Source organism: Synechococcus sp. Cruz-7E5 (assembly GCF_024345995.1).
Classification (GTDB): Bacteria; Cyanobacteriota; Cyanobacteriia; order PCC-6307; family Cyanobiaceae; genus Regnicoccus_A.
This window is the reverse complement of sequence record NZ_JAGQCE010000001.1, coordinates 112866-135608: the sequence shown is the minus strand read 5'-3', so window position 1 is coordinate 135608 and position 22743 is coordinate 112866. Positions and strand designations below refer to the sequence as shown.

Here is a 22743-nt window from a genome sequence, read left to right as displayed (position 1 = left end):
GACGTGAACCAGACAGCAAGCGATGGGTTGGCCCGCTCCTACCCGGTTCCAGCTGATGAAGGCCTGCGCCTGAGGGAGCTGCAACGCCATCAATTGCTTGATCATGACGGCGATCAGCACTTCGATCGGATCGTCAAACTGGCGAGCACCATCTTCGACATGCCCATCGCCCTGATCTCCCTGGTGGATCACGACCGGCAGTGGTTCCTCTCCCGCGAAGGGCTGGAGGTCAGCGAGACCCCGCGGGAAGTGGCCTTCTGCGCGCACACCATTGCCGGCAATGAGGTGATGGTCGTGCCCGATGCCCTCCAGGACGAACGTTTCAGCAGCAACCCCTTCGTGCTTTCCCCGCCTGGCATCCGCTTCTACGCCGGGGCCCCCCTGCGAACCAAAGACGGCCACAACCTCGGCACACTCTGCGTGATCGATCAGAAACCGAGGGAGTTCAGCCCGGAGCAGCAGCAGCAGTTGCGAATGCTGGCCGACGTGGTGATGCGCGAAATCGAATGGCGCCACGACTCCAGCCTCTGCCCCGTTACGGGGCTCTCCAACCGCGGCGCCCTGTTCAGCGTGGGGCAACGGGAGATGGAGCAGGCTCGCAGCGCCGCTGACCCCATGGCCCTGATCTGCCTCGACATTGATAACTTTCGCCAGATCAACAACCGCTGGGGGCATCCAGCTGGAGACCAGGTGTTGCTCGATTTCAGCCGCCTTTGCAAGGGTTTTCTGCGTGAGCAGGATTTCATCGCCCGCCTTGGTGATGAGGAATTCGTGATCCTGCTGATCGGCCAGAACAGCGATGCTGCTCTTCAGCTGGCCGAGCGGATTCGCGACGCCGTCAGCCGAATGAGCGGTGTGTTCACCCGCTCCGGCTACCACCTGAGCATCAGCGGCGGAGTGTCGGCGCTCGCCCACGACGACACCAGCTTCGGCGACCTGGTGCAGCGGGCCGAGCGAGCCCTGGAGCTGGCCAAGACCAATGGCCGAGACCAGATCGTCTCCGTGCTCAGTTCATGACTGCATGCAAGCGTGCAGCCGGGTGACGGCCTTATGGGGTTATGGTGTCTAAGTCAGGCTGAAGCCGGCGAGCCGCGCAGCTCGCACAGAGCCTGATCCAGCAACGCGCCAGCCCCTTTGCTTCCCGGGGCGGCCATCAGGTTCCCAGAGCCATCCGCCACGACGGTCCCAACAGGATCTGCGGGTGAGGACCGGTGCCGAAACCATGACCAGATCACACCTGTTTCCCCATGACCATCAACCTTTCTCCAGCGGGACTGTTTTCCGCTGACCGCTCTATCAGACATTTCTCCTCCCAGAGCCTGAACCAGGCCAACTCCAAACGTAAGAGCCTCAAGTCAGCAGGCTCCCAGCACCAAGCTCCTCCCAGCTGGGAGGATTTGCTCGGCCGGCGCTGATCCGGACAGCAGTACCCCGCCTCTGGCTGGCAACGGTCTCAGAGGCGTGGAATCCTTCAGCCCACGCAACCATCGGCATGCTGTTCGAGATCCGCCATTCCATTCGGTTCAGCTATGAGCGGCCGGTTTTTCTCGAGCCGATGATCGTGCGGCTCAGTCCACGCCAGGACGTGACCCAGCGGTTGATCTCCCATGAGCTGACAGTGACCGAGGCCCCGGCAGGTCACAGCCTGATCCTCGAACCCGATGGCACCGACGCCCGGGTGCTCTGGTTCAGCGACAAGCGAGAGCATCTTCACCTTCAGGTGCACTCGGTGGTGGAGACCCTGCGTTGCAATCCGTTCGACTGGATCCTCACCCACCCCCAGGCCCAACGACTCCCGGCTTCCTATCCCGCCGCTGAAGCGGTCTCCCTGGCTCCGAGCCTCTCCACCACTTCAGGGGCCAGCGAACCTGGCTCCACACCTGTGGCTTCCTGGGCAGCGGCAATTTCGGCTGAGGTGGAGCATTCCACCCCGGATTTTTTGATGCGGCTGGCTGACGACATTCACCACGGTTTTCACCACATCGGCCGCTTGGATGGTGAGCCACTCAGCCCGGAGGACACCCTTTCCAGCCGCTGCGGAGCCTGCCGCGACACGGCCATGCTTTACGTGACAGCCTGCCGCAGCCAGGGTCTGGCAGCACGGTTTGTGAGCGGCTACTCCATGCATCACCCTCCGGAGGTGAGCGAGCATGAACTCCACGCATGGGCCGAGGTGTACCTGCCGGGCGGTGGCTGGCGCGGCTACGACCCCAGTCTGGGGCTGGCGGTGGCTGATGGCCATGTGGCTCTGGCGGCTTCGCCCGACCACCTGATGGCCGCTCCCACCACCGGCACCTACCGGGGCACCGACGTTGGCTCCCAGCTCAGCTACATCATTGAGCTCAAGGTCTCCGACCCAGAGCCCGAAGGCAGCGAGGCAGCGGCATAGCCCCCGTAGGGTTTGATCGGCTTTTCGCCGATGGCATCGAGCTTGGCAGCCAGAACCGCATCCGCTCGGGTGAGGCCATCCACCTTGTGGGTGTGGATCGCAGCCTCCACGCGGCCCCAGCCCAGACAGAAATCGGCGTGGTGACCAGCCGCCTCACAGACCGCCCCGGCCCGGTTGAGCCAGTCGAGTGCCGATTGGAAATCGGGAAATGACCAGACCTTGTGGAGATGGTGGTGGTCGACAACCCGCCAGCCGCCCAGGCTGGGCAGGAGGTCGTCGAGCTCCTCGCTGGTGAGAGTCGGGGCGCCATCGCGGCATGGCACGCAGCGCTCATCGCTCAATTCCATGCTGTGCAGATCAGGGTTTCAAGTCTGGCGAAGAAGCTGGAACCCTGCATCCCTAGGTATTTCCCCTCAGGAATGGAGCTGATAGTGGCTAACTCCGGTGACGATATCTTTCAACAATTGGCTGCTTGTGCGGCCAAGCTCTAGTCGCACCTCTGTCACTGTAGGCCGCCCCCCTATGGGGGCTTCATCGGCGCTATGCGAGATGCCGGTGAGCGCGCAGCCCCAGCAAAGGTTTATGGTGGTTTGCATCCGTGAGCTGCTGAATGCCGGATCGATCTCAGCCCATGGATGTTCTGATCGACCCAGTGTCCCGTCCAGGATCCAAGCGATCCAATCCCCCTGAAAAACCGGTTCTGAATGGCCATGACTGAAGCAGCCTCCCTGACGGTCGGCGAGCTTGAGGCGAACTATCACCTCTATTGCAAAGCCATGAAAATGTTGATCATGGAGGAGAGAACTTCTCAGGAAATTCAACGGACAGTGTGCTGGAGCCGCCTGGAGACGCTCCACAATTGCCTGCCGAGCATGTACAAGGCTCCCGATTATCTCTTTACATTGCTGCGGCGTGAGCATATGCAGAAGAAAGCTCCTAAATAGCCTGCTCCATACAACCTGCTTGTCAGTTTGCCCGCCCTGCTACAGGCTTACGGGTGCCAACCTCAGCCCCCGACGGATGAAACTGACAGCATCCAGCAGGTTTCCGGTGTCGCTGCACCCTCTCAGGGCGGCCTCCTGGTTCGGCGCCGTGTTTTTCGTGCTGCTTACCCTCCCTCACCTGGCCAGTGGTCATGCCCTGGCCCAGCAGGACGTTCCCCCAGAGGCAGAGTCCGCGGAGGCGCCAGCTGTGGCCACGCCGGCCAAGGGGGCCGCTGCTGAGCCAGCTGATGCACCCACCGCGAGGGAAAAGGAGCTGCTTGAGAAGATCCGCAAGCTCAAGGCCCCCCGCTGGCGCAGTTTCGGGGCCTGCCAGTACGACTGGACCGCCTGGCGCTTGAGCGCAAAAGGGGTTCGTACCACCAACTTCCGCTGCGGAGACCCGCCGATCACCGGCAATGTGGCTGTCTTCTGCCCCAGCCTGCGCATCAGCCGACAGGTGGCCGATGCCCAGTGGGAGTCATGGCGGCTGCCGTTGAGCCTGAACGAATCGGCGGCCACAGGCGGCGAAGATCAGATGGTGGCCAACCTTTGCGCCAATGCCAGGCCGCTGCCCAGCACCGCCAGCGAAGCCCCGGCCCAGCCCGGCGCTGCCAGCCAACCGAAGGCCACCAGCCCCGGCCCCGCCAAGCCAGCCGCCAAGCCAGCCGCCAAGCCAGCCGCCCTGCCAGCACCCTGAGCCAAGGGGGCTCAACCCCCCCCAGATAGCCGCTGGGGAGCAGACCCAATCCGCCCCGTAACATGCAGCCGCCGGTCTGGGCGCCCAGCGGAGCTGAATGCAAGGCCGGCAGGGGCCCAGGCCAGAAGGCGCTGAGGCGATGGGGGCAGGGGGACTTGAACCCCCACAACGTCGCCGTCTGCGGATTTTAAATCCGCTGCGTCTACCAATTTCGCCATGCCCCCGACCTCTGGATCCTAGATTTGCGTCACCTTTACTTCACGGTCGTGCCACTGCCCGGGTTGCTCAGTTCGATGACGATGACCCTCGGGATGGTCTCCCCTGACACTCTGTTGGTGCTGGGCGCCTATGCGGTTCTGGCTGGTGCCTATCTGGTGGCGGTGCCCCTGGCTCTCTACGCCTGGATGCACAAGCGCTGGACAGTGATGGGCAAGATCGAGCGGACGGCGGTCTACGGCCTGGTATTTCTGTTCTTTCCCGGCCTGATCCTGTTCGCCCCCTTTCTGAATCTGCGCATGGCGGGTCAGGGAGAATGAACCGTGGTCAGGCACTTCTGATCGGGCTGGGCGTGTTCCTGGCCGGCGGGCTCGGCTATGCGGGCTTCAAGGCAGCGGGATTCGAGGGCTTTTCGGCCGGCATCGCCGCTGAGGCCCTGCTGATCGTGATTGTTTTGGGCTGGACGGGCACCTACCTGCTGCGGGTGGTCACCGGAAGGATGAGTTTCATGGAGCAGCGGCGCCGGTACCGCGCAGCCTTTGATGCCCTCACCACTGAGGAATTGCAGAAAGAATTCGATGCCCTCAGCCCTGGGGAGCAGGAGAAGCTGCTGCGGGAGATCGGTCAGTGGCAGGACGACGCCGCAGCCTGACCCCATAGGCTCGGAGCCTGACCGCCTCCGCTCCACGGCCCCGATGAGTGCTGCTTCCACCACCCTTGCCAGCACACCGATCCAGCGGCGATTCGCCAGCCTCAGACAGCAGGGGCGATGCGCCCTGATGCCTTTTCTGATGGCGGGGGATCCTGACCTGGCCACCACCCGCAACACTCTTCTGGCCCTTGAGGCTGAGGGAAGCGATCTGATCGAGCTGGGCATCCCCTACAGCGATCCGCTGGCGGACGGCCCGGTGATCCAGGCCGCCGCTAGCCGGGCCCTCGCCGCCGGCACCACCCCCACGGCTGTGCTGGAGATGCTCGCCAGCTTGAAGGGTGAACTGACGCTGCCCGTGGTGCTCTTCACCTACACCAACCCGCTGCTGAACCGAGGCCTCGAGAACTTCTGCCGTGAAGCTGCCGCTGCCGGTGCTGCCGGGCTGGTGGTACCCGACCTGCCCCTGGAGGAGGCGGAGCGCCTCTCGCCCATTGCCGCTGGCCACGGCCTCGATCTGGTGCTTCTGGTGGCTCCCACCACCCCGGCAGAGCGGATGGCGAGAATCACTCAGGCCAGTCGCGGTTTCACTTACCTGGTGAGCGTGACGGGAGTGACCGGGGTGCGCACGAGCCTGGAGAACCGGGTGGGCGATCTGGTGCAACAGCTCAAGGACCTGGGCCCCAGACCCGTGGCGGTGGGTTTCGGAATTTCGGGTCCCGAGCAAGCCAGGCAGGTGCGTGACTGGGGCGCCGAAGGCGCCATCGTGGGCAGCGCTCTGGTGAAGGTGATGGCCGCGGCTCATCAGGAGGGCACCGATCCAGCCGAGGCCGCCGCGGCATTCGTCGCCGGCCTGCGCCAGGCCCTCGACACCTGAGGCCGGCCATGGCACCTGAGGAATCAAATGTTCCCCTGCCCTTCTCGGAGGCCTGCGAACGCAACAAGGAACCAATCCTGGCGGCTCTCAGCCAGTGGTTGGCTGAAGGCAACCGGGTGCTCGAGGTGGGTTCCGGCACGGGCCAGCACGCTGTGCATGTCTGCCGCCATCTGCGGGTGGTGTGGCAACCCAGCGACAGGACCATCAACCTGAGCGATCTGCGCCGCCGCTGCCAACTCGAGGGCCAGACCAACGCTCACCTGGGTTGGTTGCTGCCTCCCGTCGAACTCGACGTGCTCCAGCCGCTCTGGCCAGATGGGCCGTTCGATGCGGTCTTCAGCGCCAACACAGCCCACATCATGCCCTGGAGTGCCGTTCCGAGATTGCTGGAGGGCAGTGCCCGGGTGCTGCGCTGCTCAGGCCTGCTGCTGCTTTACGGCCCCTTCCACGAGGGCGGCCGTCACACCAGCCCGAGCAACGCCGCTTTTGATCAGCACTTGCGCAGCCTCGATCCCGCCATGGGCGTGCGCGATGCCCTGGAGCTCACCGCCCTTGCCGCTGACTGCGGACTGCAGGCCATTGATGATGTGTCGATGCCTGCCAACAACCGGCTGCTGGTGTTCCGCCGGATGGCTGCTGAGGAGTCCGAGCCCCAGCCATGAGCACCGCCGCGGCGGTGCAGGTGGCCCTGCTGGGCCTGCCCAACACCGGCAAGTCGACGCTGTACAACAGGCTCACTGGCGGCCATGCCCATGTGGCCAACTGGCCAGGCCTCACGGTGGAACTTCTGCGGGGTTCCCTGCCTGCCGACGCCGACGGCCGTCCCTATGACCTGGTCGATCTTCCCGGCATCCACGACCTGAGCGGAAGCAGTGAGGACGAGGAGATCGTGCGTCGGTTTCTCAGCGTCAACTGCCCGGATCTGGCCGTGGTGGTGCTCAATGCCAGCCATGCCGACACCCAGTTGAGGCTGGCCCTGGAGCTCCAGGCCACCGGCCTGCCCCTGATCCTGGCGCTGAATATGGGCGATGAAGCCCAGCGCTTCGGGGTGCGAATCGACCACCAGCGCCTGGAGGCTGAACTGGGTCTGCCGGTGCTGGTGATCAGCGCCCGCCAGGGGGAGGGCCTCGAAATGCTGCTGGAACGTATCCACGGGTTTGCCCGGCTCCAGCCAGGGCCTGCCCGACTGCTGCCAGAGGCGGAGCTGGAGGCGCACCGGGCCCGCCTGGTGGCGAGCTGCATCGAAGGCCACGACCGACCGTATCCGGATCCCCAGCGGGACCGACTTGATCGGCTGCTGTTACACCCGCTGCTGGGACAGCTGAGTTTCTTTGTGGTGATGCTGGTGATTTTCCAGCTGATCTATGCAGTGGGTGAACCGATTCAAGACCGGCTCCTGATGCTGTTCGACGGCCTGGAGGCCCGGCTGTTGCAACCGACCCTGCAGAGCCTGGCCGTCCCAGAATTTCTCAGCCGGTTGCTCAGCGAAGGGGTGTGGATGGGCGCCACCACGGTGATCAGCTTCATGCCGATCATCTTTATTTTTTATATGATGATTGGTTTGATTGAAGATTCGGGTTATCTGGCCCGCTCGGCATTCCTGATGGATGGGGTGATGCATTGGCTGGGCCTCGATGGCCGCAGCTTCGTGCTGCAGATCATGGGGTTCGGATGCAACGTGCCGGCGATCATGGGCACCCGCGTGATTCGGGACAGGCCCCAGCGTTGGCTGGCGATGCTGATGATTCCGTTTTCGCTCTGCCAGGCCCGGTTGACAGTGTTCGTATTTATGGCCGGCGCCTTTTTCCCAAGGCCCTGGTGGGCAGCTGGAACGGTGATCTTCGGTTTTTACGTGGTCAGCTTCGCTGCCGCGGTGCTGACCGCCCTTCTGTTCAAACAGGTGTTCCCCAGTGAGGGGGGGTTCGTTTTGGAGTTGCCACCTTATCGAGTTCCCAGTCTTGGCACGGTGCTCAGCCGCGCCTGGCGCGAAATGGTGACCTTCTTCTTCACCACCCGCCGCTTCATCATTCTCGGAGTGATCGCCATCTGGCTGCTCAACAACCTTCCTCCCGAAGTGGATCACCTCTCCGGCCAGTCGTTGGCAGGTCAGATCGGACGGGCAGTGCAACCGCTGCTTGGTCCAATCGGCATGAACCCGGAGTTGACGATCTCCCTGATCTTCGGCTTCATCGCCAAGGAAATTCTGCTGGGGGCGATGGCGGTGATCTATGCCACCCGCGAGAGTGCGCTGGCCAGCGTGGTGGTGGGAGCGATCCGGCCGCTGCAGGCTTTGAGTTTCATGATGTTCACCCTGCTGTACACCCCCTGCCTCTCAACGGTGGCGGTGCAGCTGAGGGAAAGTCGCAGCGGCCGCTTCGTGGCACTGTCGCTGCTGTGGTCGTTCAGCCTGGCCTGGCTGATGGCTTTTCTCCTGTATCAGGGAGGAGTTCGCCTTGGTTTCAGCTGAGCGGCAGCGCTTCCATCTGGGCGGCGTCTGCTCGGCGCAGCATGAAATCGAGCAGACCCATGCGTAAGTGCAGGATGCCTCCGGGGCGTCCCCGGCGTATCACCATCAGGTGGCTGCCTGGTTTGACCCCCATGGCGCGCAGGCGGCTCTCGAGGCTGGGGCGACTTGGCAGGCTGAGCAGCTCCAGAGGCTGAGTGAGCGGCGCATCAGCCAGGTTCATATCCTCGTTCACGGCTGTCTGGATTGAAGCAGCGCAGCGATCAGAGGCCCGTGTGAACCAACAGCTCGCCGAGGGTGGCCGTGAGCGCTCCAAGCAGGAGCAGGCGGGTGGTGCCGCCCATGAGGCGGGAGCAGATCAGGAAGCGGATGGGAATCACAACGGGTCTCCTTGGAATGGAGGTCAGGCACGGAATAATCGGAACGCTCAGGTGCTGGCGGTGTCGAGCTGCTGGAGCTGATCGAGGGGAAGGGCAAATGGCCGTGAACCATGGCGCAGGAGGGGCCAGCGGCGCACCCAGCAGGTGCTGGCGTCGGCGTCGATGTTGAGCACCTGATAGGTGTGATCGGGGCTGTTGGTAAGCCTGACCATCTGTCCTTGGTGAAGGGTCATGGGAAGCGGAGCATTCTCTGGACTGTCTGGGCCCCAGCGCCTCGAGGCTGCAGGCTGTCAATCGGAAGTGTGACGGCGGCCATGGGTAGAGCCGGAACCTGAGCCAACGTAACGGTGTATTTCATCAGCTTGACAGCCAGTCGTCTTTTAGTCATCTCTGTATGTAGACGAACACGTAACCCTTTGTCGGCCAGCGGTTGGTGATGGAGCAGGCTGGAGGCACGATTGGTGACGGTGATGCCCCAGACCCTGCGCGAGCCTGTCTCACCCCTGGCTCGCACCCGACCCACTGAGCAGGAGTCGAGCCCATTCGAGGCCGAGACCAATCGCTCGAGCGGCCGCGCGCGCCAGGGGTTCGGCCCAACCAGGGCGCCGGGAGCCAGCACCGGCAAGGCCAGAGGCCAGGGCAAGGGTGGCAAGAAACGGAACCCTTGCCTGAGCAAGGCCGACTGGGGGCCCTTGGGCAAGCATCCCGATCTCGATGCCATCGTCGCTCGCCAGCGACTGCACCTCCCTCGCTGCGGCCGGATCACCGCCGGCGATGTGACCCGCGCCTGGAAGCTTGCCGCTGCTGAGCATCACCCCGACCGCGGCGGCCAGCACGACACCATGCAGCTGGTCAACGGCGCCCGCGACCTGCTCCTGGGACGGGGCGTGAACAGCTGAGGCCCAAGGGCATTCCTAACCCTCACACCAGAAGCACCTCTACAGGAGCAAACGATGGCCAGATTCGTCCTCTGGGGCACCTACAGCGACGACGTGCTCGAGCGGCGAGGACCCTATCGGGAGGAACATCTGGCCGGACTGCGGCTGCAGAAGGAGGAGGGGGTGCTGATCACCCTCGGGCCCACTGCGTGCACCACCCGAGTGTTCGGCATCTATGAAGCCGACAGCCAGGAGCGGGTTGAATCATTGGTGAAGGGGGATGTCTACTGGCGCCAGGGGATCTGGACCAGCGTGGAGGTCTACCCCTGGATTCAGGCGTTCTAGGAGTCTTCAGGGACTTCTGGCGTTGGTGGCTGGGGATGGCGCGGTCGTTCAGCTCCAGTTCCGCTGAGCCTGTTGCCACACCCATCCAGCCACCGCCTCAGATCCACCTGGCCCCAGCACCTCCCCATAACCCGACATCTGACCCAGGCCAGCTGAGGCGATGGCGGCGATGGCTTCCGGGCCTGTGATGCCGTTGCGCTCCAGGGCCTGGAGTTTGAGGGTCTTGCCGCGGCGCAGGATGTTGCCACCGTTGATGTGGCATCCGGCGCAATGGTTCTCGAACAGGCTTTCGCCTGAGGCCATGTCAGGAGTAGCCAGGGAGTCACCCCACACCGGCCGGGGCCACCAGACCAGCAGCAGCAAACCGAACAACGCCAGAATCACCAGCCACCGGCGCCGGGTCGGATGGCTGGGCGATGAGGGTTGGATCAAAGACACCCGCTCTCGCTCCTTGCCAAGACGGTCACTCTGGCGTGCTTTCAGCCGCACGGGCCCGCAGGTAGCGACGGTAGAGATCCTCCGGTGAGCGGTAGCGCTGGGGCAGTGAGCTGTGCAGGGCGCTGAGGTTATGCCAGCAGAGAGTGCGCTCGATGCGCTCGATGCTGTGTCCGTCGGCCACAAGCCGTCTCAGGGCCTGGCAGTAGGCCGAAAAGCCCGCCTCCAGTTCACCGATGCTGAGTGGACGTGAGTCGGCCATGGGGGATCTCCGGCGCTCGCCGTTGGGGCAAGGCCAAACGCTGAACCTGGATCCACGCTATGCAGCAGGTTGGACGGCTCTGGGCCACACCCAGGGGGCCGCAACAAAGTTGTCTCAATGGGTGGGCCGCCCCGATACCGTCCCAGCAACCAGCCAGGGGCTAGCCGATGCACAGCCTGCGACCGCTCGTTCCCCAGGACCTCGAAGAGGTGCGCGAGGTATATCGTGACGCGGTGCTCAGCCAGGCCCCGCAGCTCTACACCCCGGAGCAGGTCAGGGCCTGGGCGGATGTGGTGCAGGAGAGCTCACCGTTCGAGGAGATCCTGGCGAAGGGTTTGGGCCTGGCCAGCTGCTCCGGCGCAGGTGAGGTGATCGAGGCATTCGCGGTGCTGGAGCCCCTCGATCGCATTTCCCTGCTCTACTGCCGCGGAAGGGCCAGTCGCCAGGGCCGTGCCACCAGCTTGCTGCGGGCCCTGGAGGCCCTGGCCCGTGGCTACGGCAGCCAGCGGCTGCGCACCGAAGCCAGCTTCCTCTCGCGCCCCCTGTTCGAGCGGGAAGGCTGGAGCGTCGACTGGATCGAGGAACTCACGATCACCTCGGTTCCCTTTCGCCGCTTCCGTATGGTCAAGGATCTGCTCCAGGACTGAGCATTTCGTCATGGCCGAGGAGCAACTGCAGGCCTTTCTCGAGAAAGTGCGCCAGCTCAACGCCTTCGTGGCCTTGAGTGAAGCCAGGCCCAAGCTGCGGGACGACCTTGCGGCCTGCTCAAGCCATCACGAGGTGGTGGCCCTGGCCAGGCAGCAGGGCTTTGAGATCGGCAAGCGCTGGGGAGAACAGGACCCCGCTCCCGGGGGGGGCGCTGGAGCGGACAACCTGCTCCAGAGCCCCTGTCCGCCGGCGGGGCAGGAACGGCTGGATCTGCTGCTGGAAAGCCCCGGCCTGCGACTGGAGCGGATTCACTCCTGTGCCCACTGCACAGCCCCCGGCCAGTGGTACGACCAGCCGGAGGCCGAATGGGTGCTTCTGCTTCGCGGCAGCGCCAGGCTCCGCTTCGAGGATGAGGCCGAAGCGCGGGATCTGGCCGTGGGTGACAGCCTCCTGATCACGCCCGGGCGCCGTCACCGGGTGGTGGCTACTGATCCGGATCCCGGAACACTCTGGCTCGCCTTCTTCTGGACGCCTCCTCCATCAGGGTGGAGGAGCGCACCAGCCAGTAGCCCGCTGACAGACTCACCACCGTGATCCCCAAGCCCAGCAGCAGAAGTGGTTTGTCCTCCGCGCCGGGGGGGAGCACGATCACCTTCCGCGCCACGGCGGTGAGGGCGGTGAGCAGCACCAGCTCGATCTGGACCACATGGTGGCGCAGGTAGGCCGTGACGTTCTGCAGCACCTCGAGGGCGATCAGCACGGTGAGCACATCACCGAGGATCCGGATCAGATCGTTTCCCAGCCAGCCGGTGTCGGGGTTGAAAAACTCCTGCCACACCTGAATGATCAGCTGGGTGGTGGCGGCGATCAGCACCACGCAGAGCAGAACTGAGAGCGCCTTGGCCAGTTGGCGCTCAAAACGATCGACAAGCGCAAGGAACGTCTTGTCATCAAACAGGCCGGAGAATCTGGCCATCAATTGTTGAAGGGCTCGAACTGGGGTCGAGCTGGGGTGTCCCCTGGAGGGTTCTTGAGCTTGGTTTTGCAAGTGACCGATCCATCCTTGGGATCGGTGACGCAATCGGTGGACTCAACCTGGGTCGGCTCACCCACGTTGCTGCCGGGGCCGAGGTTATAGCGCAGGCTCTGGGCCCGCAGACCAGAGGGGGCGAGCAATATCAGGGCCACGACCGCCGTAGCCAGTGGGGCAGCAAACGGTGGCATTGGCCCTGGGCTCGCCAGAGACTTGGTTGGGATGGGTGCCATGGAGAGCAGCGTGGCTACTGACACTCTGCCTTCCAGCGGCTAGTTCCGCCTGTCCTGTCGGATCTCCTCAAGCAGAAGATCCAATTGACCGAGGGGGTCATCTTCGTCGGCGATCCCATGGCCAGGCTCTCCCTCCTCCCGCTGCCAGAGCTCCTCGATGCCACAGAGGCGGTCCGCCAGGGCGCTGAGACCGCCTTGAGCATGGAGATGCTGGAGTGCCTCCAGCAGGACCGGCATCCGGATCGACTCAGCACGCAGTGCCCTGCGCAGATCGGCCTGGGTACGCCCCTGATGGCGTAACCAGTCTTTGAGGAAGGACTGGAGATCTTCCAACTGGTCGCTGCTCAGGGATGCATCACTGGCCGATGCCGTGCTGGCTGGTGAGCTGCTGTGGTCTGGCATCAACGGCCGGGGGGGAACCAGCGGTCCAGCTTGCGCCGGGCCCTGGTGCGAATGTCTGGAGTGAGATGGCGCCCTGTAAGGCCCAGGAGTGCCGTGAGCGCCACCAGATCATCGCTGAAGCCGGCAGCTGGGATGAAATCGGGGATTAGATCGAAGGGCAGCAGCAGATAGGTGAGGGCTGCGAGCATCGTCAGCCGCACCTGGTTCGGGGTGCTGCCATCCAGCAGCAGTTCCAGACATTCCAGAGCGGGCAAGGCGATGGCACGGCCCGCTCTGCGCAACAGCCGCTGCAGAAGCCCTTCATCGACGACTGTGCTCTCCAGCACTTCCGTATCGACGGTGGTCCGGTCAGCCCCGTCTGAGTCCCCCTGGAAAGAGGACCCATCGGAGGCATCTGAGGGGCTGGCGTCGATTGGAGCCATGGCTCGCTCTGGGAGCAATTGACATGGTCATCATCATCAGGCGAGTCTGACCAGGCAAGGACGGTTTCAGGCCGATTTAGGACGGTGATCCAGACCTAGCCCGCTTCCACGAGGCCGCTCTGGACACCTGCCTTACGCAGTTTGCGCAAGGCACGCTGCACCACCTGGCGGCAATACTCCCGGCTGCAGCCCAACTGGCGGGCCACCTCGGCCAGGGTGCGCCACTCATGGCTGCCATCAAGTCCGAAGCGCAGAATCACCACTGTGCGTTCGCGTGGGGTGAGATTCGAGCCGTCGAGCAATCGCCACACCGAGGCGCTGCGCTCGGCCAGTTCGGCCCGCTCCATCGGTGGCATTTCATCGCTTGCCAGCACATCCACCAGCTCGGTGGGATCCGACTTTGATTTGACCACTCCTTGCAGGCTGACCGTGACACTGCGCAATTCGCAGCCCAGCAGGTCTTCCACCTCCGTGAGCGGAAGATTCATGCTTGTGGCCAGCTCCCTTGGCGAGGCAGAAAGGCCATTGGCCTGCAGCAGCCGTGCCTTGGCGGCGCGCAATTTGGTGAGCTTTTCGTTGACATTCACCGGAATGCGGATCGTGCGGCTCTGGGTGGAAAGCGCACGGTTCAGACCCTGGCGGATCCACCAGTAGGCGTAGGTGCTGAAGCGATGTCCCCGGGTGGGGTCGTACTTCTCGACGGCTCGCACCAGCCCCAGGCTTCCTTCCTGGATAAGGTCCAGCAGATCCAGTCCCTTGCCCTGATAACGCTTGGCCAGGTTCACCACCAGGCGCAGATTCGCTGTGATCATCAGATCCTTGGCCCGTTCACCCGTGCGGATGGTGCGACGCTCCACATCGCTGTAATCACAGGCTTTGCCGCTGCCGCCTGCTTCAGCACAACGTTCGTTGAGTGCAATCATCGCCTGTACCTTGCGCCCGAGTGTGAGCTCCTGGGATGGGGTGAGCAGTTGATGGCGTCCGATCTCTCCAAGAAAGGCACTCAACGAACTGGCCATGACCTTCCTCGAAACTTTATTGAATATAGAGCGAAAATTCAATTCTCTCAAAATCATCATAAAGGCTTCCAACTTCCAACTTGCTTCGGTATTCGGAATTCATTCAGATTCTGGTTCCGGGACTTCCCATTGAATCCATCAGCTCGGCTGGTGGCTCAGTGCTTCCCCTGTCTCGCTACCGTCATGGCGTCAACCGAGCACAGCCCTGGCCATGTCAGCACTGGTTCATCTGCCCGCCGCTCTGGTACTGCCCACCGGTGTGCTGCCCAGTGCGGCCGTGGCCTATGTCCATTACCTCAGCTTCATGGTCTGCTTCGGGGCCCTGGTCCTGGAGCGCCGCCTGATCCGACCGGATCCGGATCGTTCGGTGGCCATCACGATGGTGATCACCGACATCGTTTACGGGATCGCTGCCCTGCTGGTGTTGCTCAGCGGCATCCTGCGGGTGCTGCATTACGGCCAGGGCAGCAGCTTCTACACCGAGAATCCCCTGTTCTGGTGGAAGGTTGGGGTATACCTCTCGGTGGGGGCCCTATCGCTCTACCCCACTGTCACCTACATCCTCTGGGCCCTGCCTCTGCGCAAGGGAGAGCTGCCCAAGGTCAGCCAGGGCCTGGCCAGCCGTCTGGGCTGGATTCTCAACATCGAGCTCGTTGGCTTCGCCACCATTCCTCTGCTGGCCACACTGATGGCCCGAGGCGTTGGCTTGCCGGGCTGAGGCTGCTGCGTGCCTGCCGTCCTTTCTTCCAGGTGTCATCGAGAAGGGCTTGTTCTGAGCCTGATCGGGATCTTCCTGGCAGTTCCATTTGCTGGAGCAGCTCCAGCCGGTGCAGGACCTGAGAGTCAGCAGATCTGCCCGGTGGCCAACGACAGCCGCCCCCCCGCCAGACCGTCTTCCCCAGCGGCTCTTGACGCGGCTTCAGCTGCAGACCCCAGCGGCCTCGACTACCGCCACATGCTTGAGGCCACCCCCTGGGGCTGGCCTCGGCTTCATCGCTGGTGCGTGTGGGTTCAGCCTCTTGGGGAGTCCGCCCCCGGCTCCCGTTTCGAACAACGCTGGCAGCAGGCCGTCACTGGCGCCCTGGCCAGCTGGGGCTCTGAACTCCCCCTGGTGATGGTGAGCAATCCCGACCAGGCCCACATCCTGGTCCAGCGGCGCCGTCCGCCGCTCCTTGATGCCCAGGGCCGCCGCCGTGCCAGCCATGGCCGGGCCCTGCTGGAGGTGCTGGAGGTGCAGCGCCAGGCTGCCTGGCGCCTGGAGCCCCGCGTTGTCGTTCTGCTAAGCCCCGATCAGCGCCTTGAAGCCCTGCAAGCAACCGCACTGCACGAGCTTGGCCACGCCATCGGGCTCTGGGGCCACAGCGACGAGCCTGCCGATGCCATGGCGGCAGTGCCCGGTGCCCGGCCAGTGCTCAGCCTCACTGCCCGCGACCGGGCCACCGTGCGCTGGCTGTACCAGCAGCCCAGCCGCTTCGGGCAACCGCCTTAGGGCATGTTCTGGTGATGTTGGTGGACAGGATCCCTGGCAGGGTCCACCGGCAAGGAGATCGGCGGCGACGCCGGTTTGTTCAGCCGCACCAGCCCATGGCCCGCGAGGCCGGCCCACCACACGCCCATGGTGGTCACTCCTGCGGTGAGCACACCCATGTTCACCACCGCAGCCGACACCAGACCCATCGAGACGGCTCCGACGCTGATCACCCCCATCGGCACCACGCCAATGGCCACAACGCCCATGGGGACGATCCCGATCGAGATGATTCCCAGTGGGGCCACACCGGTGGCGAGTAGAGGTGGGCGGCCTCCACAGTTAGCGGCAGGATCCTCGGGCGAAGCAGGCAAGGGGGACAGGCTCGGTTCCTCCGACCCTATTCGTGCCCTTGGCTCCGGCGCGGAGCGCCGCGTCGGGCGGCGAGCACCTCCAGCACCCGGCGCCAGTCGACCCCGTGGTGGGCCAGGGCCACCTGGAGATGAAAGATCAGATCGGCCGCTTCTCCCGCGATTCCATCGGGCTCGTCGTCCTTGCAGGCCATCACGAACTCGACGCTCTCCTCGCCGATCTTCTTGAGGATCTGGTTGTCACCCCCTTCCAGCAGGCGATTGGTGTAGCTCCCCTCCACTGGCTGATCGCGGCGGTCCTGGATCTGCCGGGCCAGTTCGCTGCAGGCGTCAGCAGGTGGATCAGCAGGACCCGGCTCGGTGGTCCCCTGGCTGGAAGCCGCGGTGAAGAAGCAACTGCGCGTACCCGTGTGGCAGGCCACATTCCCCACCTGCTCCACCGTCAGCAGCAGCACATCACTGTCGCAGTCGTAGCGGAGCCCCTTCAGGCGCTGCAGATGGCCGCTGGTGGCGCCCTTGTGCCACAGCTCGGCCCGGGAGCGGCTCCAGTAGTGCACCTCCCCAGTGTTCAGGGTCTGCTGGATCGACTCCCGGTTCATCCAGGCCAGCATCAGCACCGCCCCATCGAGCCAGTCCTGAGCGATGGCGGGGATCAGGCCGGCCCCATCGAAGCGCAGCTGATCAAGCCAGGGGGCGGAATCGGCAGCGATCGGTCTGGGGGGCTGAAATGATGCCTCCAAGGAAGGGGAGTCCGGCTGATGAGATCCTCTCCCATCCCGGCCATGCACCTGTTCACCTGCTCGAAACAGTTCAGCGGTTACCCCTGCTGCCACCGCCAGTGGCGGCACCAGGGCCACTGCCGCTTCGTGCACGGCTACAGCCGCAGCTTCACCTGCTGGTTCCGCGCCCGCCAGCTGGATGCCAACGGCTTTGTGGTCGACTTCTCAGGCCTAAAGGAGCTGGAGGCCCAACTGGCCGGGCAGTTCGATCACACTTTTCTGGTGAATGCCGATGACCCGCTGCTGGAGCAGTGGCGCACGCTGCATGATCAAGGAGCCCTCGATCTGCGCGTGATGGAGAACGTGGGGATGGAGAGCAGCGCTGAGCTGGTCTGGGGCTGGGCCAATGAGCTCCTGCGCGCCCGCGACGACGGCCGCAGCTGCTGCTGGAAGGTGGAGGCACGCGAAAATGAGCGCAACGCCGCCTGCTATGAGGCATCCCCCGAGTGGTTCCTCCTGGACAGGCCATGATGGATGTGGAGCTGTTAGCTGGCCACACCTGGGCTACAACCCACAACAGCCAGGACATGACCTGATCCACCCGGTAGATTGATGACCCCGATTGGGTCTTCATCCCTGCTTGGCGTTCGAGATCCTCTTCATCCTGTTGCTGATCATCGCCAACGGGATCTTCTCAGGCTCTGAAATCGCCGTCGTTTCAGCCCGGAAGCTGCGGCTGCAGCAGCTGGCCGAAAAAGGGAGCCGACCTGCTCGAGCGGCCCTTCGCCTGGCGGAATCGCCGAACGATTTCCTCTCGACGGTGCAGATCGGCATCACCCTTATCGGCATCCTCAGTGGTGCCGTTGCCGGGGCCACGGTGGCGCAGCAGCTCAGACCCATCTTCGATGGGATCGAGGCGCTGCAGCCATATAGCGAAGGATTGACTGTGACTCTGGTGGTGGCCCTGATCACCTACCTCTCCCTTGTGATCGGCGAGCTGGTGCCCAAGCGCATTGCCCTGGCCAATCCGGAGCGGATCGCCTGCCGCATTGCACCCGCCATGCGCACGCTCTCCAAAATGAGTGCTCCGGCGGTGCACCTGCTCGGCATCTCCACCGATGCTGTGCTGAGGCTCCTGAACGTGGACCCCTCCGCTGAACCCGACATCACCGAGGAGGAAATCAAGGCCCTGATCCGCCAGGGAGCCGATTCCGGTGTCTTCGAGGAAAGTGAGCACGACATGGTGCAACGGGTGTTGCGGCTGGGGGATCGCACAATCAAGACGATGATGACGCCGCGCACCGAGATCCGTTGGCTGGATCTGGAGTCATCCCTGGAGGAGAATCTCACGGAGGTGAAGGAGTCGAACCACTCCCGTTTCCCCGTAGGCCGAGGCAGTCTGGACGACTGCATTGGTATCGTTCGAGTGCGCAGCCTGCTCAACGCCCACCTGGGCAATGACCCCATCGATCTGGAAGCGCTTTGCCAGCCGCCGCTCTATGTGGCGGAATCGATCCGGTGCCTCACGGTGTTGGAGCAGTTCAAGCGCACCGGCATACACATCGCCCTGGTCACCGATGAGTTCGGTGGGGTTGAGGGTCTCGTGACGCTCAATGATCTGATGGAGGGCATCGTCGGGGACCTGCCCGCGCTGGAAGACGAAGAGGGGCCCTCCTTCGTTACCCGCGATGATGGCAGTTGGCTGGTGGACGGAAGCCTCGACATCAATGACTTCGATGATCGGATCGGCAGCAAACTTCTCGGCTCAGATGAACAGCGGCAGTACCACACCATGGCTGGATTCGTGATCCATGCCCTGGAGCGTATCCCCAAGGCATCCGACAATTTCAATTGGCAAGGATATCGCTTCGAGGTGATGGATATGGATGGCAAGCGCGTTGACAAGATCCTTGTGACGCCTCCTGTCGTTAAGTGATCACGTCAGGAATAGGGGATCACAACGTGATATGAGGTTACCCATCGAGCCAGTGATGAATCGTCGATGGCTGAAGACAGGCCATGAATATCCCAATTATTGGTTGCGGTTGAAGCAGCAGATACCACGGCAGGTCTGCAATAGTCTGAGGGTGTGAGTGCATTCATCTGTCGTGCCCTGTCAACGTTGTGGCTGCCGCATGATCACCAAAGCAAGCTCGGGGAAGGGCCAGTTTATCTGTGTGGATTGTGGTCAACCTGTGGCTGAAGTGCCGCAAAACATAGGAGTTGGCAAGAAGCTCATCGCAGTCACCTTGCTTTTCGTTATGATGATGAGTGCTGGGCTTATAACCCTGCTCGCCCCCAACAATACGTTCAGCGACCATGACGGTCGTCCGTCGACGGAGCAGTCAGAAGGTGAGTGATTGGATCCAGAGCTCCTCTGGGCGGACTGCCTCAGCAGAGACTTCAGCGTCTGGAGCTTCGCTGAAGAGCACGGACCCCGAGCCAGACCGTTGCCAAAGCGATGAGCATCAGCACAAGGCGGCTCAATAGGCTGGTCAAGGGCGCAATCCAGTCGAGGATCTGGCGGTAGTTGTCCCCCAGCAGGAGGCCAGCATTAACGAGTGCCAGGATCCAGAGCAGGCTTCCGGCACTAGTCCAGAACAGAAACGACCGTTGAGGCATCAGTTCAATACCGGCAGGTATGGAAACGAATGGCCTGATACCAGGAACCAGTCGACCCCAGAACACCACGGCCGCTCCATGGCGGGCAAACCAGCGCCGGCTAAGAGCCAGATCAGCAGCCTTGAGGCCGATCAAACGGCCATGGCGACCGATCAGATGCTCCAGCCGTTGCTCATTCACCAGGCGTCCGATCCCGTACCAGAACCAGGCCCCGAGCACGGTGCCGATCAAGGCGGCGACCACCACGGGAATGAACTGGAGCTTGCCCTGCTGAATCAGAAAGCCGCTCAGGGGCATCACCAGCTCTGACGGAATCGGCGGGATCACGTTCTCCAGGAGCAGCGCCAGGCCGATCAGCAGATAGCCCTGGGCGGGATTGGTCTCGACCGTGTCACCGATCAGCGTGAGAAACGCTTCGGCCCACTGCTGCAACCTTCCCGCCGGGACAAGGGAGCCGAGCAGCAGCTCAGGCATCGGCATGGGCGCGGCGGCGCCACAGCCGCCAGATCTTCTCCAGCTCCAGATAGAGGAAGAACAGGAAGCTGAACCCTATGCAGATGGCCAGATCCTGAAGGCTCAGTGGCGTCGTCTCGAAGAAGTTCGATAGGACAGGCACGTAGAGTAGGGCCATCTGCAGGGCAGAGGTGAGTACGACGGCTCCGATCAGCCAGGGGTTGGAGAACGGATTCACCTGCACCAAGGGGAGATCGCTGCGAGCGGCAAGGGCATGGCCCATCTGGGCCAGACAGAGCGTGGTGAACACCATCGTCTGCCAAGGAGCCCCAGACCTGAAGGCATAGACCATCAGCACGATCGTGATCGCAGCGAACACCACACCGATGCGCAGGATGTAACTGCCGATCCCGCGCGCGAAGATCGACTCGCCAGGTTCAGCCGGAGGCCGTTGCATCAGACCCTCCTCCCCAGGCTCCAGTGCCAGCGCCAGGGCGGGAACACCGTCGGTCACCAGGTTCATCCAGAGGATCTGGAGGGGGGAGAGGGGAGAGCCCACCAGGCCGAGCAGAGGGGCCGAGGCAATCGTGATCAGCTCACCCACGTTGCTGCCAAGGATGTACTTCACGAAGCGGCGGATGTTCGCGTAAACGAGCCGCCCTTCCTCGACTGCGTTGACGATCGTGGCGAAGTTGTCATCGAGCAGAACCATGTCGGAGGCTTCTTTGCTCACCTCCGTGCCGGTGATGCCCATCGCCACGCCGATGTGGGCCTGCTTCAGCGCCGGGGCGTCGTTGACGCCATCACCGGTCATGGCCACCACCTGGCCATTGGCCTGCAGTGCCTTGACGATGCGCAGCTTCTGCTCGGGCGGCACTCGGGCATAGACGCTGCAGCGGCTGACGGTCTCCTGCAGCCGGATGTCGTCGAACTGTTCGAGCTCCCGGCCCAGCACCACCTCGGCATCTCCATCGACCAGGCCAATGCCCTGGCCGATGGCGCGGGCGGTGAGGGGATGGTCGCCGGTGATCATCACCGGCCGGATGCCCGCCTCCCGGCAGCGGGCCACTGCCTGGGCCACTTCCGGGCGGGCCGGATCGAGCTGGGCCATCAGCCCCAGCAGCACCAGATGGTCGAGCTCAAGCTCGGGGCTGTGATGGTGAGGCGCGCATGCGAACGCAAGCACCCGTAGGCCGGAAGCGGCCAGAGTGCGCGCCTGCTCCAACCACCATTGACGCTGAGGATCAGAGAGAGCGGTCACACCCGAGCCTGAGATCCAGCGGTCGCAGCTGCCAATGATCACCTCGGGAGCACCTTTGCCGATCGCCAGGGTGCTGGAGCCGGCCGCCACCTCCCCGAGCGGAGCCTGGAGCGTGCCGTCTCTGTCCTGCACCCACACAGCCATCAGCTGGCGCTCGGAGCTGAAGGGAATCTCCGCCGTGCGCTCGTAGCGGCTGCGCATGGCGAAGCCATCCAGCTTGGCCTTGCCGGCGGCCACCACCAGAGCTCCTTCGGTGGGATCGCCCAGCACATCCCAGCTGCCGTCCTCTGCCTTCTTGAGCTCGGCGTCGCTGCAGAGCACACCGGCCGACAGCAGCAGGTCCCTGGCTCCAGGGGTGATGCCCGCTGCCGCCCCCTCGGGGGCGGCGAGCTCGGCCGCGGAGAAGGAGCCATGGGGGTCGTAGCCCTGGCCGCTGACGGCGATCGATTGATTGCCGCAGCGCAGCTCCTCAACCACCTGGCGGTTCAAGGTGAGTGTGCCGGTCTTGTCGGTGCAGATCACCGTGACCGAGCCGAGGGCCTCCACCGCCGGCAGGCGGCGGATCAGAGCAGCGCGCTGCACCATGCGCTGGGTACCGATCGCCAGGGTCACGGTGATCACCGCGGGCAGGCCCTCCGGCACGATCGCCACCGCCATGCTGAGCGCCACCTCCAGCAGGCCCAGCAACGGCTGACCAAGCAGCCAGCCCCCCAGCACCACCAGCGCCACCAGCACCAGCGCCGAGACCACCAGCACGTTGGCCAGCCCATCGAGCCGTTCCTGCAGAGGCGTGGTTTCGCCCCCGGCGGTGTTGATCAGCTCGGCGATCTGGCCCAGCTCAGTGCCCATGCCTGTGGATGTCACCACGGCTGTGCCCCGCCCCCGCACCACCTCGGTGCCCTGGAAAACGCAGTTCTGCCGTTCCAGCACAGGGGTGGTGGCATCGAGAACCAGATCGGCCTTCTTGAAGACGGCTTCGGCCTCGCCAGTGAGAGCCGCCTCGCGCAGGCCCAGTTCGGCGACTTCCAGAAGCCGGGCGTCGGCGGGGACCCGATCGCCCGCTTCCAGGCGGATCAGATCGCCGGGCACCAACTGTTCGCTCGAAATCCGCTCCCAGTGGCCGTCACGCCGCGCCGTGACCAGAGGCTGGGCCATCTGGCGCAGGGCCAGCAAAGCATTCTGGGCGCGGCTTTCCTGGATGTAGCCCAGCAGGGCGTTCAGCCCGACGATCAGCACGATGGCGATCGCATCCTTCGGGAACTTCTGCGCCTGGAAGGCGATGGCGGCCGACACAGCCGCCACGGCCAGCAGCATGATCAGCATCACGTTGCTGAGCTGGTCCCAGAGGATGCGCAGGTTGCTGCGGCCTGGCGCCAGTTCCAGCCGGTTGAGGCCCAGTCGGGCCAGTCGTTCGGCGCTCTGGGCCGTGCTCAGGCCCTCGGCGCTGGCATCAAGCTCTCTCAGGCAGGCCTGGGGTTCGAGGCTGTGCCAGGCAGGGGCGACAGGGCTGATCAAGG

The 22743-nt window shown here is 63.8% G+C and carries 32 protein-coding genes and 1 tRNA gene; 18 read left to right on the top strand and 15 right to left on the bottom strand.

Going from position 1 to position 22743, the window contains the following annotated elements; all coding sequences use genetic code 11:
* The first annotated feature begins 3 nt into the window (after positions 1 to 3).
* Both KBY77_RS00695 and KBY77_RS00690 read left to right on the top strand, forming a co-directional pair.
* Positions 4 to 1017 (top strand): sensor domain-containing diguanylate cyclase, encoded by a 1014-nt coding sequence (locus KBY77_RS00695; RefSeq protein WP_255101700.1) that lies wholly within the window; start codon positions 4 to 6, stop codon positions 1015 to 1017.
* A gap of 475 nt (positions 1018 to 1492) precedes the next feature.
* Positions 1493 to 2389 carry a transglutaminase family protein gene (locus KBY77_RS00690; RefSeq protein ID WP_255101699.1) on the top strand — a complete coding sequence of 299 codons (897 nt, stop codon included), beginning with the start codon at positions 1493 to 1495 and terminating at the stop codon, positions 2387 to 2389.
* Here the strand turns inward: KBY77_RS00690 and KBY77_RS00685 are convergent.
* Positions 2329 to 2736 (bottom strand): 4a-hydroxytetrahydrobiopterin dehydratase, encoded by a 408-nt coding sequence (locus tag KBY77_RS00685; protein ID WP_255101698.1) that lies wholly within the window; start codon positions 2734 to 2736, stop codon positions 2329 to 2331. The genes KBY77_RS00690 and KBY77_RS00685 overlap by 61 nt on opposite strands.
* A 357-nt stretch (positions 2737 to 3093) precedes the next feature.
* Here KBY77_RS00685 and KBY77_RS00680 point away from each other — a divergent pair, with 357 nt between their 5' ends.
* Together KBY77_RS00680 and KBY77_RS00675 are read left to right on the top strand one after the other, a co-directional pair.
* Complete coding sequence (locus KBY77_RS00680) at positions 3094 to 3333, top strand: DUF3136 domain-containing protein (protein WP_094554503.1); 240 nt, start codon at positions 3094 to 3096, stop codon at positions 3331 to 3333.
* 106 nt (positions 3334 to 3439) lie between these two features.
* Complete coding sequence (locus KBY77_RS00675) at positions 3440 to 4069, top strand: hypothetical protein (protein WP_255101697.1); 630 nt, start codon at positions 3440 to 3442, stop codon at positions 4067 to 4069.
* 140 nt (positions 4070 to 4209) lie between these two features.
* Here the strand turns inward: KBY77_RS00675 and KBY77_RS00670 are convergent.
* A tRNA-Leu gene (locus tag KBY77_RS00670) sits at positions 4210 to 4293 on the bottom strand.
* A 75-nt stretch (positions 4294 to 4368) separates the two neighbouring features.
* Between KBY77_RS00670 and KBY77_RS00665 the strand changes: the two genes are divergently transcribed.
* The 5 genes from KBY77_RS00665 to feoB are packed head-to-tail and all read left to right on the top strand — an operon-like array spanning position 4369 to position 8278.
* The gene (locus KBY77_RS00665; protein ID WP_255102043.1) at positions 4369 to 4605 is read left to right on the top strand and encodes an NAD(P)H-quinone oxidoreductase subunit L; all 237 of its coding nucleotides are present in this window, start codon (positions 4369 to 4371) and stop codon (positions 4603 to 4605) included.
* On the top strand, positions 4602 to 4937 hold the full coding sequence (locus KBY77_RS00660) for a DUF3007 family protein (protein WP_255101696.1): 336 nt from the start codon (positions 4602 to 4604) through the stop codon (positions 4935 to 4937). Before KBY77_RS00665 ends, KBY77_RS00660 begins: the two co-directional genes overlap by 4 nt.
* 43 nt (positions 4938 to 4980) lie before the next feature.
* Complete coding sequence (gene trpA / locus KBY77_RS00655) at positions 4981 to 5811, top strand: tryptophan synthase subunit alpha (RefSeq protein ID WP_255101695.1); 831 nt, start codon at positions 4981 to 4983, stop codon at positions 5809 to 5811.
* A gap of 8 nt (positions 5812 to 5819) precedes the next feature.
* Positions 5820 to 6473, top strand: a complete 654-nt coding sequence (locus KBY77_RS00650) for a DUF938 domain-containing protein (protein ID WP_255101694.1) — start codon at positions 5820 to 5822, stop codon at positions 6471 to 6473.
* The gene (gene feoB / locus KBY77_RS00645) at positions 6470 to 8278 is read left to right on the top strand and encodes a ferrous iron transport protein B (RefSeq protein ID WP_255101693.1); all 1809 of its coding nucleotides are present in this window, start codon (positions 6470 to 6472) and stop codon (positions 8276 to 8278) included. The genes KBY77_RS00650 and feoB overlap by 4 nt, the downstream gene beginning before the upstream one ends.
* On the opposite strand, the gene KBY77_RS00640 is transcribed toward feoB, so the two are convergent.
* Positions 8271 to 8510, bottom strand: a complete 240-nt coding sequence (locus tag KBY77_RS00640; RefSeq protein WP_255101692.1) for a FeoA family protein — start codon at positions 8508 to 8510, stop codon at positions 8271 to 8273. The genes feoB and KBY77_RS00640 overlap by 8 nt on opposite strands.
* A gap of 192 nt (positions 8511 to 8702) precedes the next feature.
* Positions 8703 to 8888 carry a hypothetical protein gene (locus KBY77_RS00635; protein ID WP_255101691.1) on the bottom strand — a complete coding sequence of 62 codons (186 nt, stop codon included), beginning with the start codon at positions 8886 to 8888 and terminating at the stop codon, positions 8703 to 8705.
* 228 nt (positions 8889 to 9116) lie between these two features.
* Between KBY77_RS00635 and KBY77_RS00630 the strand changes: the two genes are divergently transcribed.
* Positions 9117 to 9554: a molecular chaperone DnaJ gene (locus KBY77_RS00630; RefSeq protein WP_255101690.1), complete on the top strand. Its 438-nt coding sequence runs from the start codon at positions 9117 to 9119 to the stop codon at positions 9552 to 9554.
* Between the two features lie 54 nt (positions 9555 to 9608).
* Positions 9609 to 9878, top strand: coding sequence for a YciI family protein (locus tag KBY77_RS00625; RefSeq protein ID WP_255101689.1), 270 nt, complete (start codon positions 9609 to 9611; stop codon positions 9876 to 9878).
* Positions 9879 to 9926: 48 nt separating this feature from the next.
* On the opposite strand, the gene KBY77_RS00620 is transcribed toward KBY77_RS00625, so the two are convergent.
* Together KBY77_RS00620 and KBY77_RS00615 are read right to left on the bottom strand one after the other, a co-directional pair.
* Positions 9927 to 10316: a c-type cytochrome gene (locus KBY77_RS00620; protein WP_399212069.1), complete on the bottom strand. Its 390-nt coding sequence runs from the start codon at positions 10314 to 10316 to the stop codon at positions 9927 to 9929.
* Between the two features lie 25 nt (positions 10317 to 10341).
* Entirely contained in the window at positions 10342 to 10575 is a 234-nt protein-coding gene (locus tag KBY77_RS00615) for a DUF3136 domain-containing protein (RefSeq protein ID WP_255101688.1), read from the bottom strand.
* Between the two features lie 167 nt (positions 10576 to 10742).
* Here KBY77_RS00615 and KBY77_RS00610 point away from each other — a divergent pair, with 167 nt between their 5' ends.
* Positions 10743 to 11222 (top strand): GNAT family N-acetyltransferase, encoded by a 480-nt coding sequence (locus KBY77_RS00610; RefSeq protein ID WP_255101687.1) that lies wholly within the window; start codon positions 10743 to 10745, stop codon positions 11220 to 11222.
* 10 nt (positions 11223 to 11232) lie between these two features.
* Positions 11233 to 11817, top strand: a complete 585-nt coding sequence (locus KBY77_RS00605) for a Nif11 domain/cupin domain-containing protein (protein WP_255101686.1) — start codon at positions 11233 to 11235, stop codon at positions 11815 to 11817.
* Here KBY77_RS00605 and KBY77_RS00600 read toward each other — a convergent pair.
* The 5 genes from KBY77_RS00600 to KBY77_RS00580 all read right to left on the bottom strand — a co-directional run bounded on the left by KBY77_RS00600 (position 11708) and on the right by KBY77_RS00580 (position 14332).
* Positions 11708 to 12199 (bottom strand): phosphate-starvation-inducible PsiE family protein, encoded by a 492-nt coding sequence (locus KBY77_RS00600; protein ID WP_255101685.1) that lies wholly within the window; start codon positions 12197 to 12199, stop codon positions 11708 to 11710. The two genes, KBY77_RS00605 and KBY77_RS00600, sit on opposite strands and share 110 nt — an antisense overlap.
* Positions 12199 to 12447: a hypothetical protein gene (locus KBY77_RS00595; protein WP_255101684.1), complete on the bottom strand. Its 249-nt coding sequence runs from the start codon at positions 12445 to 12447 to the stop codon at positions 12199 to 12201. Before KBY77_RS00595 ends, KBY77_RS00600 begins: the two co-directional genes overlap by 1 nt.
* A gap of 81 nt (positions 12448 to 12528) precedes the next feature.
* The gene (locus tag KBY77_RS00590; protein ID WP_255101683.1) at positions 12529 to 12891 is read right to left on the bottom strand and encodes a hypothetical protein; all 363 of its coding nucleotides are present in this window, start codon (positions 12889 to 12891) and stop codon (positions 12529 to 12531) included.
* On the bottom strand, positions 12891 to 13313 hold the full coding sequence (locus KBY77_RS00585; RefSeq protein ID WP_255101682.1) for a YkvA family protein: 423 nt from the start codon (positions 13311 to 13313) through the stop codon (positions 12891 to 12893). The genes KBY77_RS00590 and KBY77_RS00585 overlap by 1 nt, the downstream gene beginning before the upstream one ends.
* Before the next feature lie 95 nt (positions 13314 to 13408).
* A complete protein-coding gene (locus KBY77_RS00580) occupies positions 13409 to 14332 on the bottom strand; it encodes a sigma-70 family RNA polymerase sigma factor (protein WP_255093173.1) in 924 nt (307 codons plus the stop codon).
* 211 nt (positions 14333 to 14543) lie between these two features.
* On the opposite strand from KBY77_RS00580, the gene KBY77_RS00575 reads away from it, so the two are divergent.
* On the top strand, positions 14544 to 15050 hold the full coding sequence (locus KBY77_RS00575; RefSeq protein WP_255101681.1) for a DUF2214 family protein: 507 nt from the start codon (positions 14544 to 14546) through the stop codon (positions 15048 to 15050).
* Between the two features lie 141 nt (positions 15051 to 15191).
* Positions 15192 to 15821: a matrixin family metalloprotease gene (locus KBY77_RS00570; RefSeq protein ID WP_255101680.1), complete on the top strand. Its 630-nt coding sequence runs from the start codon at positions 15192 to 15194 to the stop codon at positions 15819 to 15821.
* Here KBY77_RS00570 and KBY77_RS16715 read toward each other — a convergent pair.
* On the bottom strand, positions 15818 to 16069 hold the full coding sequence (locus KBY77_RS16715; protein WP_399211918.1) for a hypothetical protein: 252 nt from the start codon (positions 16067 to 16069) through the stop codon (positions 15818 to 15820). The genes KBY77_RS00570 and KBY77_RS16715 overlap by 4 nt on opposite strands.
* 131 nt (positions 16070 to 16200) lie before the next feature.
* Positions 16201 to 16881: a bifunctional phosphoribosyl-AMP cyclohydrolase/phosphoribosyl-ATP diphosphatase HisIE gene (gene hisIE / locus KBY77_RS00560; protein WP_255102041.1), complete on the bottom strand. Its 681-nt coding sequence runs from the start codon at positions 16879 to 16881 to the stop codon at positions 16201 to 16203.
* A 48-nt stretch (positions 16882 to 16929) separates the two neighbouring features.
* Between hisIE and KBY77_RS00555 the strand changes: the two genes are divergently transcribed.
* From KBY77_RS00555 to KBY77_RS00545, 3 genes are all read left to right on the top strand, one after another.
* A complete protein-coding gene (locus tag KBY77_RS00555; RefSeq protein WP_255101679.1) occupies positions 16930 to 17421 on the top strand; it encodes a 6-carboxytetrahydropterin synthase in 492 nt (163 codons plus the stop codon).
* Between the two features lie 109 nt (positions 17422 to 17530).
* Positions 17531 to 18826: a hemolysin family protein gene (locus KBY77_RS00550; protein WP_255101678.1), complete on the top strand. Its 1296-nt coding sequence runs from the start codon at positions 17531 to 17533 to the stop codon at positions 18824 to 18826.
* A gap of 199 nt (positions 18827 to 19025) precedes the next feature.
* On the top strand, positions 19026 to 19250 hold the full coding sequence (locus KBY77_RS00545) for a hypothetical protein (protein WP_255101677.1): 225 nt from the start codon (positions 19026 to 19028) through the stop codon (positions 19248 to 19250).
* Positions 19251 to 19293: 43 nt separating this feature from the next.
* Here KBY77_RS00545 and KBY77_RS00540 read toward each other — a convergent pair whose 3' ends face one another.
* Complete coding sequence (locus KBY77_RS00540; RefSeq protein ID WP_255101676.1) at positions 19294 to 19992, bottom strand: DedA family protein; 699 nt, start codon at positions 19990 to 19992, stop codon at positions 19294 to 19296.
* Positions 19979 to 22741 carry a cation-transporting P-type ATPase gene (locus KBY77_RS00535; protein WP_255101675.1) on the bottom strand — a complete coding sequence of 921 codons (2763 nt, stop codon included), beginning with the start codon at positions 22739 to 22741 and terminating at the stop codon, positions 19979 to 19981. The genes KBY77_RS00540 and KBY77_RS00535 overlap by 14 nt, the downstream gene beginning before the upstream one ends.
* Positions 22742 to 22743 lie beyond the last annotated feature (2 nt).

Coding starts and splice junctions, on each gene's coding strand:
- KBY77_RS00595 (WP_255101684.1), bottom strand. CDS start 12,447: ATGCCACCGTTTGCTGCCCCACTGGCTACGGCGGTCGTGGCCCTGATA.
- KBY77_RS00540 (WP_255101676.1), bottom strand. CDS start 19,992: ATGCCGATGCCTGAGCTGCTGCTCGGCTCCCTTGTCCCGGCGGGAAGG.
- KBY77_RS00615 (WP_255101688.1), bottom strand. CDS start 10,575: ATGGCCGACTCACGTCCACTCAGCATCGGTGAACTGGAGGCGGGCTTT.
- KBY77_RS00690 (WP_255101699.1), top strand. CDS start 1,493: ATGCTGTTCGAGATCCGCCATTCCATTCGGTTCAGCTATGAGCGGCCG.
- KBY77_RS00650 (WP_255101694.1), top strand. CDS start 5,820: ATGGCACCTGAGGAATCAAATGTTCCCCTGCCCTTCTCGGAGGCCTGC.
- KBY77_RS00605 (WP_255101686.1), top strand. CDS start 11,233: ATGGCCGAGGAGCAACTGCAGGCCTTTCTCGAGAAAGTGCGCCAGCTC.
- KBY77_RS00580 (WP_255093173.1), bottom strand. CDS start 14,332: ATGGCCAGTTCGTTGAGTGCCTTTCTTGGAGAGATCGGACGCCATCAA.
- KBY77_RS00555 (WP_255101679.1), top strand. CDS start 16,930: ATGAGATCCTCTCCCATCCCGGCCATGCACCTGTTCACCTGCTCGAAA.
- feoB (WP_255101693.1), top strand. CDS start 6,470: ATGAGCACCGCCGCGGCGGTGCAGGTGGCCCTGCTGGGCCTGCCCAAC.
- KBY77_RS00625 (WP_255101689.1), top strand. CDS start 9,609: ATGGCCAGATTCGTCCTCTGGGGCACCTACAGCGACGACGTGCTCGAG.
- KBY77_RS00600 (WP_255101685.1), bottom strand. CDS start 12,199: ATGGCCAGATTCTCCGGCCTGTTTGATGACAAGACGTTCCTTGCGCTT.
- KBY77_RS00660 (WP_255101696.1), top strand. CDS start 4,602: ATGAACCGTGGTCAGGCACTTCTGATCGGGCTGGGCGTGTTCCTGGCC.
- KBY77_RS00680 (WP_094554503.1), top strand. CDS start 3,094: ATGGCCATGACTGAAGCAGCCTCCCTGACGGTCGGCGAGCTTGAGGCG.
- KBY77_RS00590 (WP_255101683.1), bottom strand. CDS start 12,891: ATGCCAGACCACAGCAGCTCACCAGCCAGCACGGCATCGGCCAGTGAT.
- KBY77_RS00665 (WP_255102043.1), top strand. CDS start 4,369: ATGACCCTCGGGATGGTCTCCCCTGACACTCTGTTGGTGCTGGGCGCC.
- KBY77_RS16715 (WP_399211918.1), bottom strand. CDS start 16,069: ATGGGCGTTGTGGCCATTGGCGTGGTGCCGATGGGGGTGATCAGCGTC.
- KBY77_RS00575 (WP_255101681.1), top strand. CDS start 14,544: ATGTCAGCACTGGTTCATCTGCCCGCCGCTCTGGTACTGCCCACCGGT.
- KBY77_RS00685 (WP_255101698.1), bottom strand. CDS start 2,736: ATGGAATTGAGCGATGAGCGCTGCGTGCCATGCCGCGATGGCGCCCCG.
- trpA (WP_255101695.1), top strand. CDS start 4,981: ATGAGTGCTGCTTCCACCACCCTTGCCAGCACACCGATCCAGCGGCGA.
- KBY77_RS00545 (WP_255101677.1), top strand. CDS start 19,026: ATGATCACCAAAGCAAGCTCGGGGAAGGGCCAGTTTATCTGTGTGGAT.
- KBY77_RS00635 (WP_255101691.1), bottom strand. CDS start 8,888: ATGACCCTTCACCAAGGACAGATGGTCAGGCTTACCAACAGCCCCGAT.
- KBY77_RS00610 (WP_255101687.1), top strand. CDS start 10,743: ATGCACAGCCTGCGACCGCTCGTTCCCCAGGACCTCGAAGAGGTGCGC.
- KBY77_RS00585 (WP_255101682.1), bottom strand. CDS start 13,313: ATGGCTCCAATCGACGCCAGCCCCTCAGATGCCTCCGATGGGTCCTCT.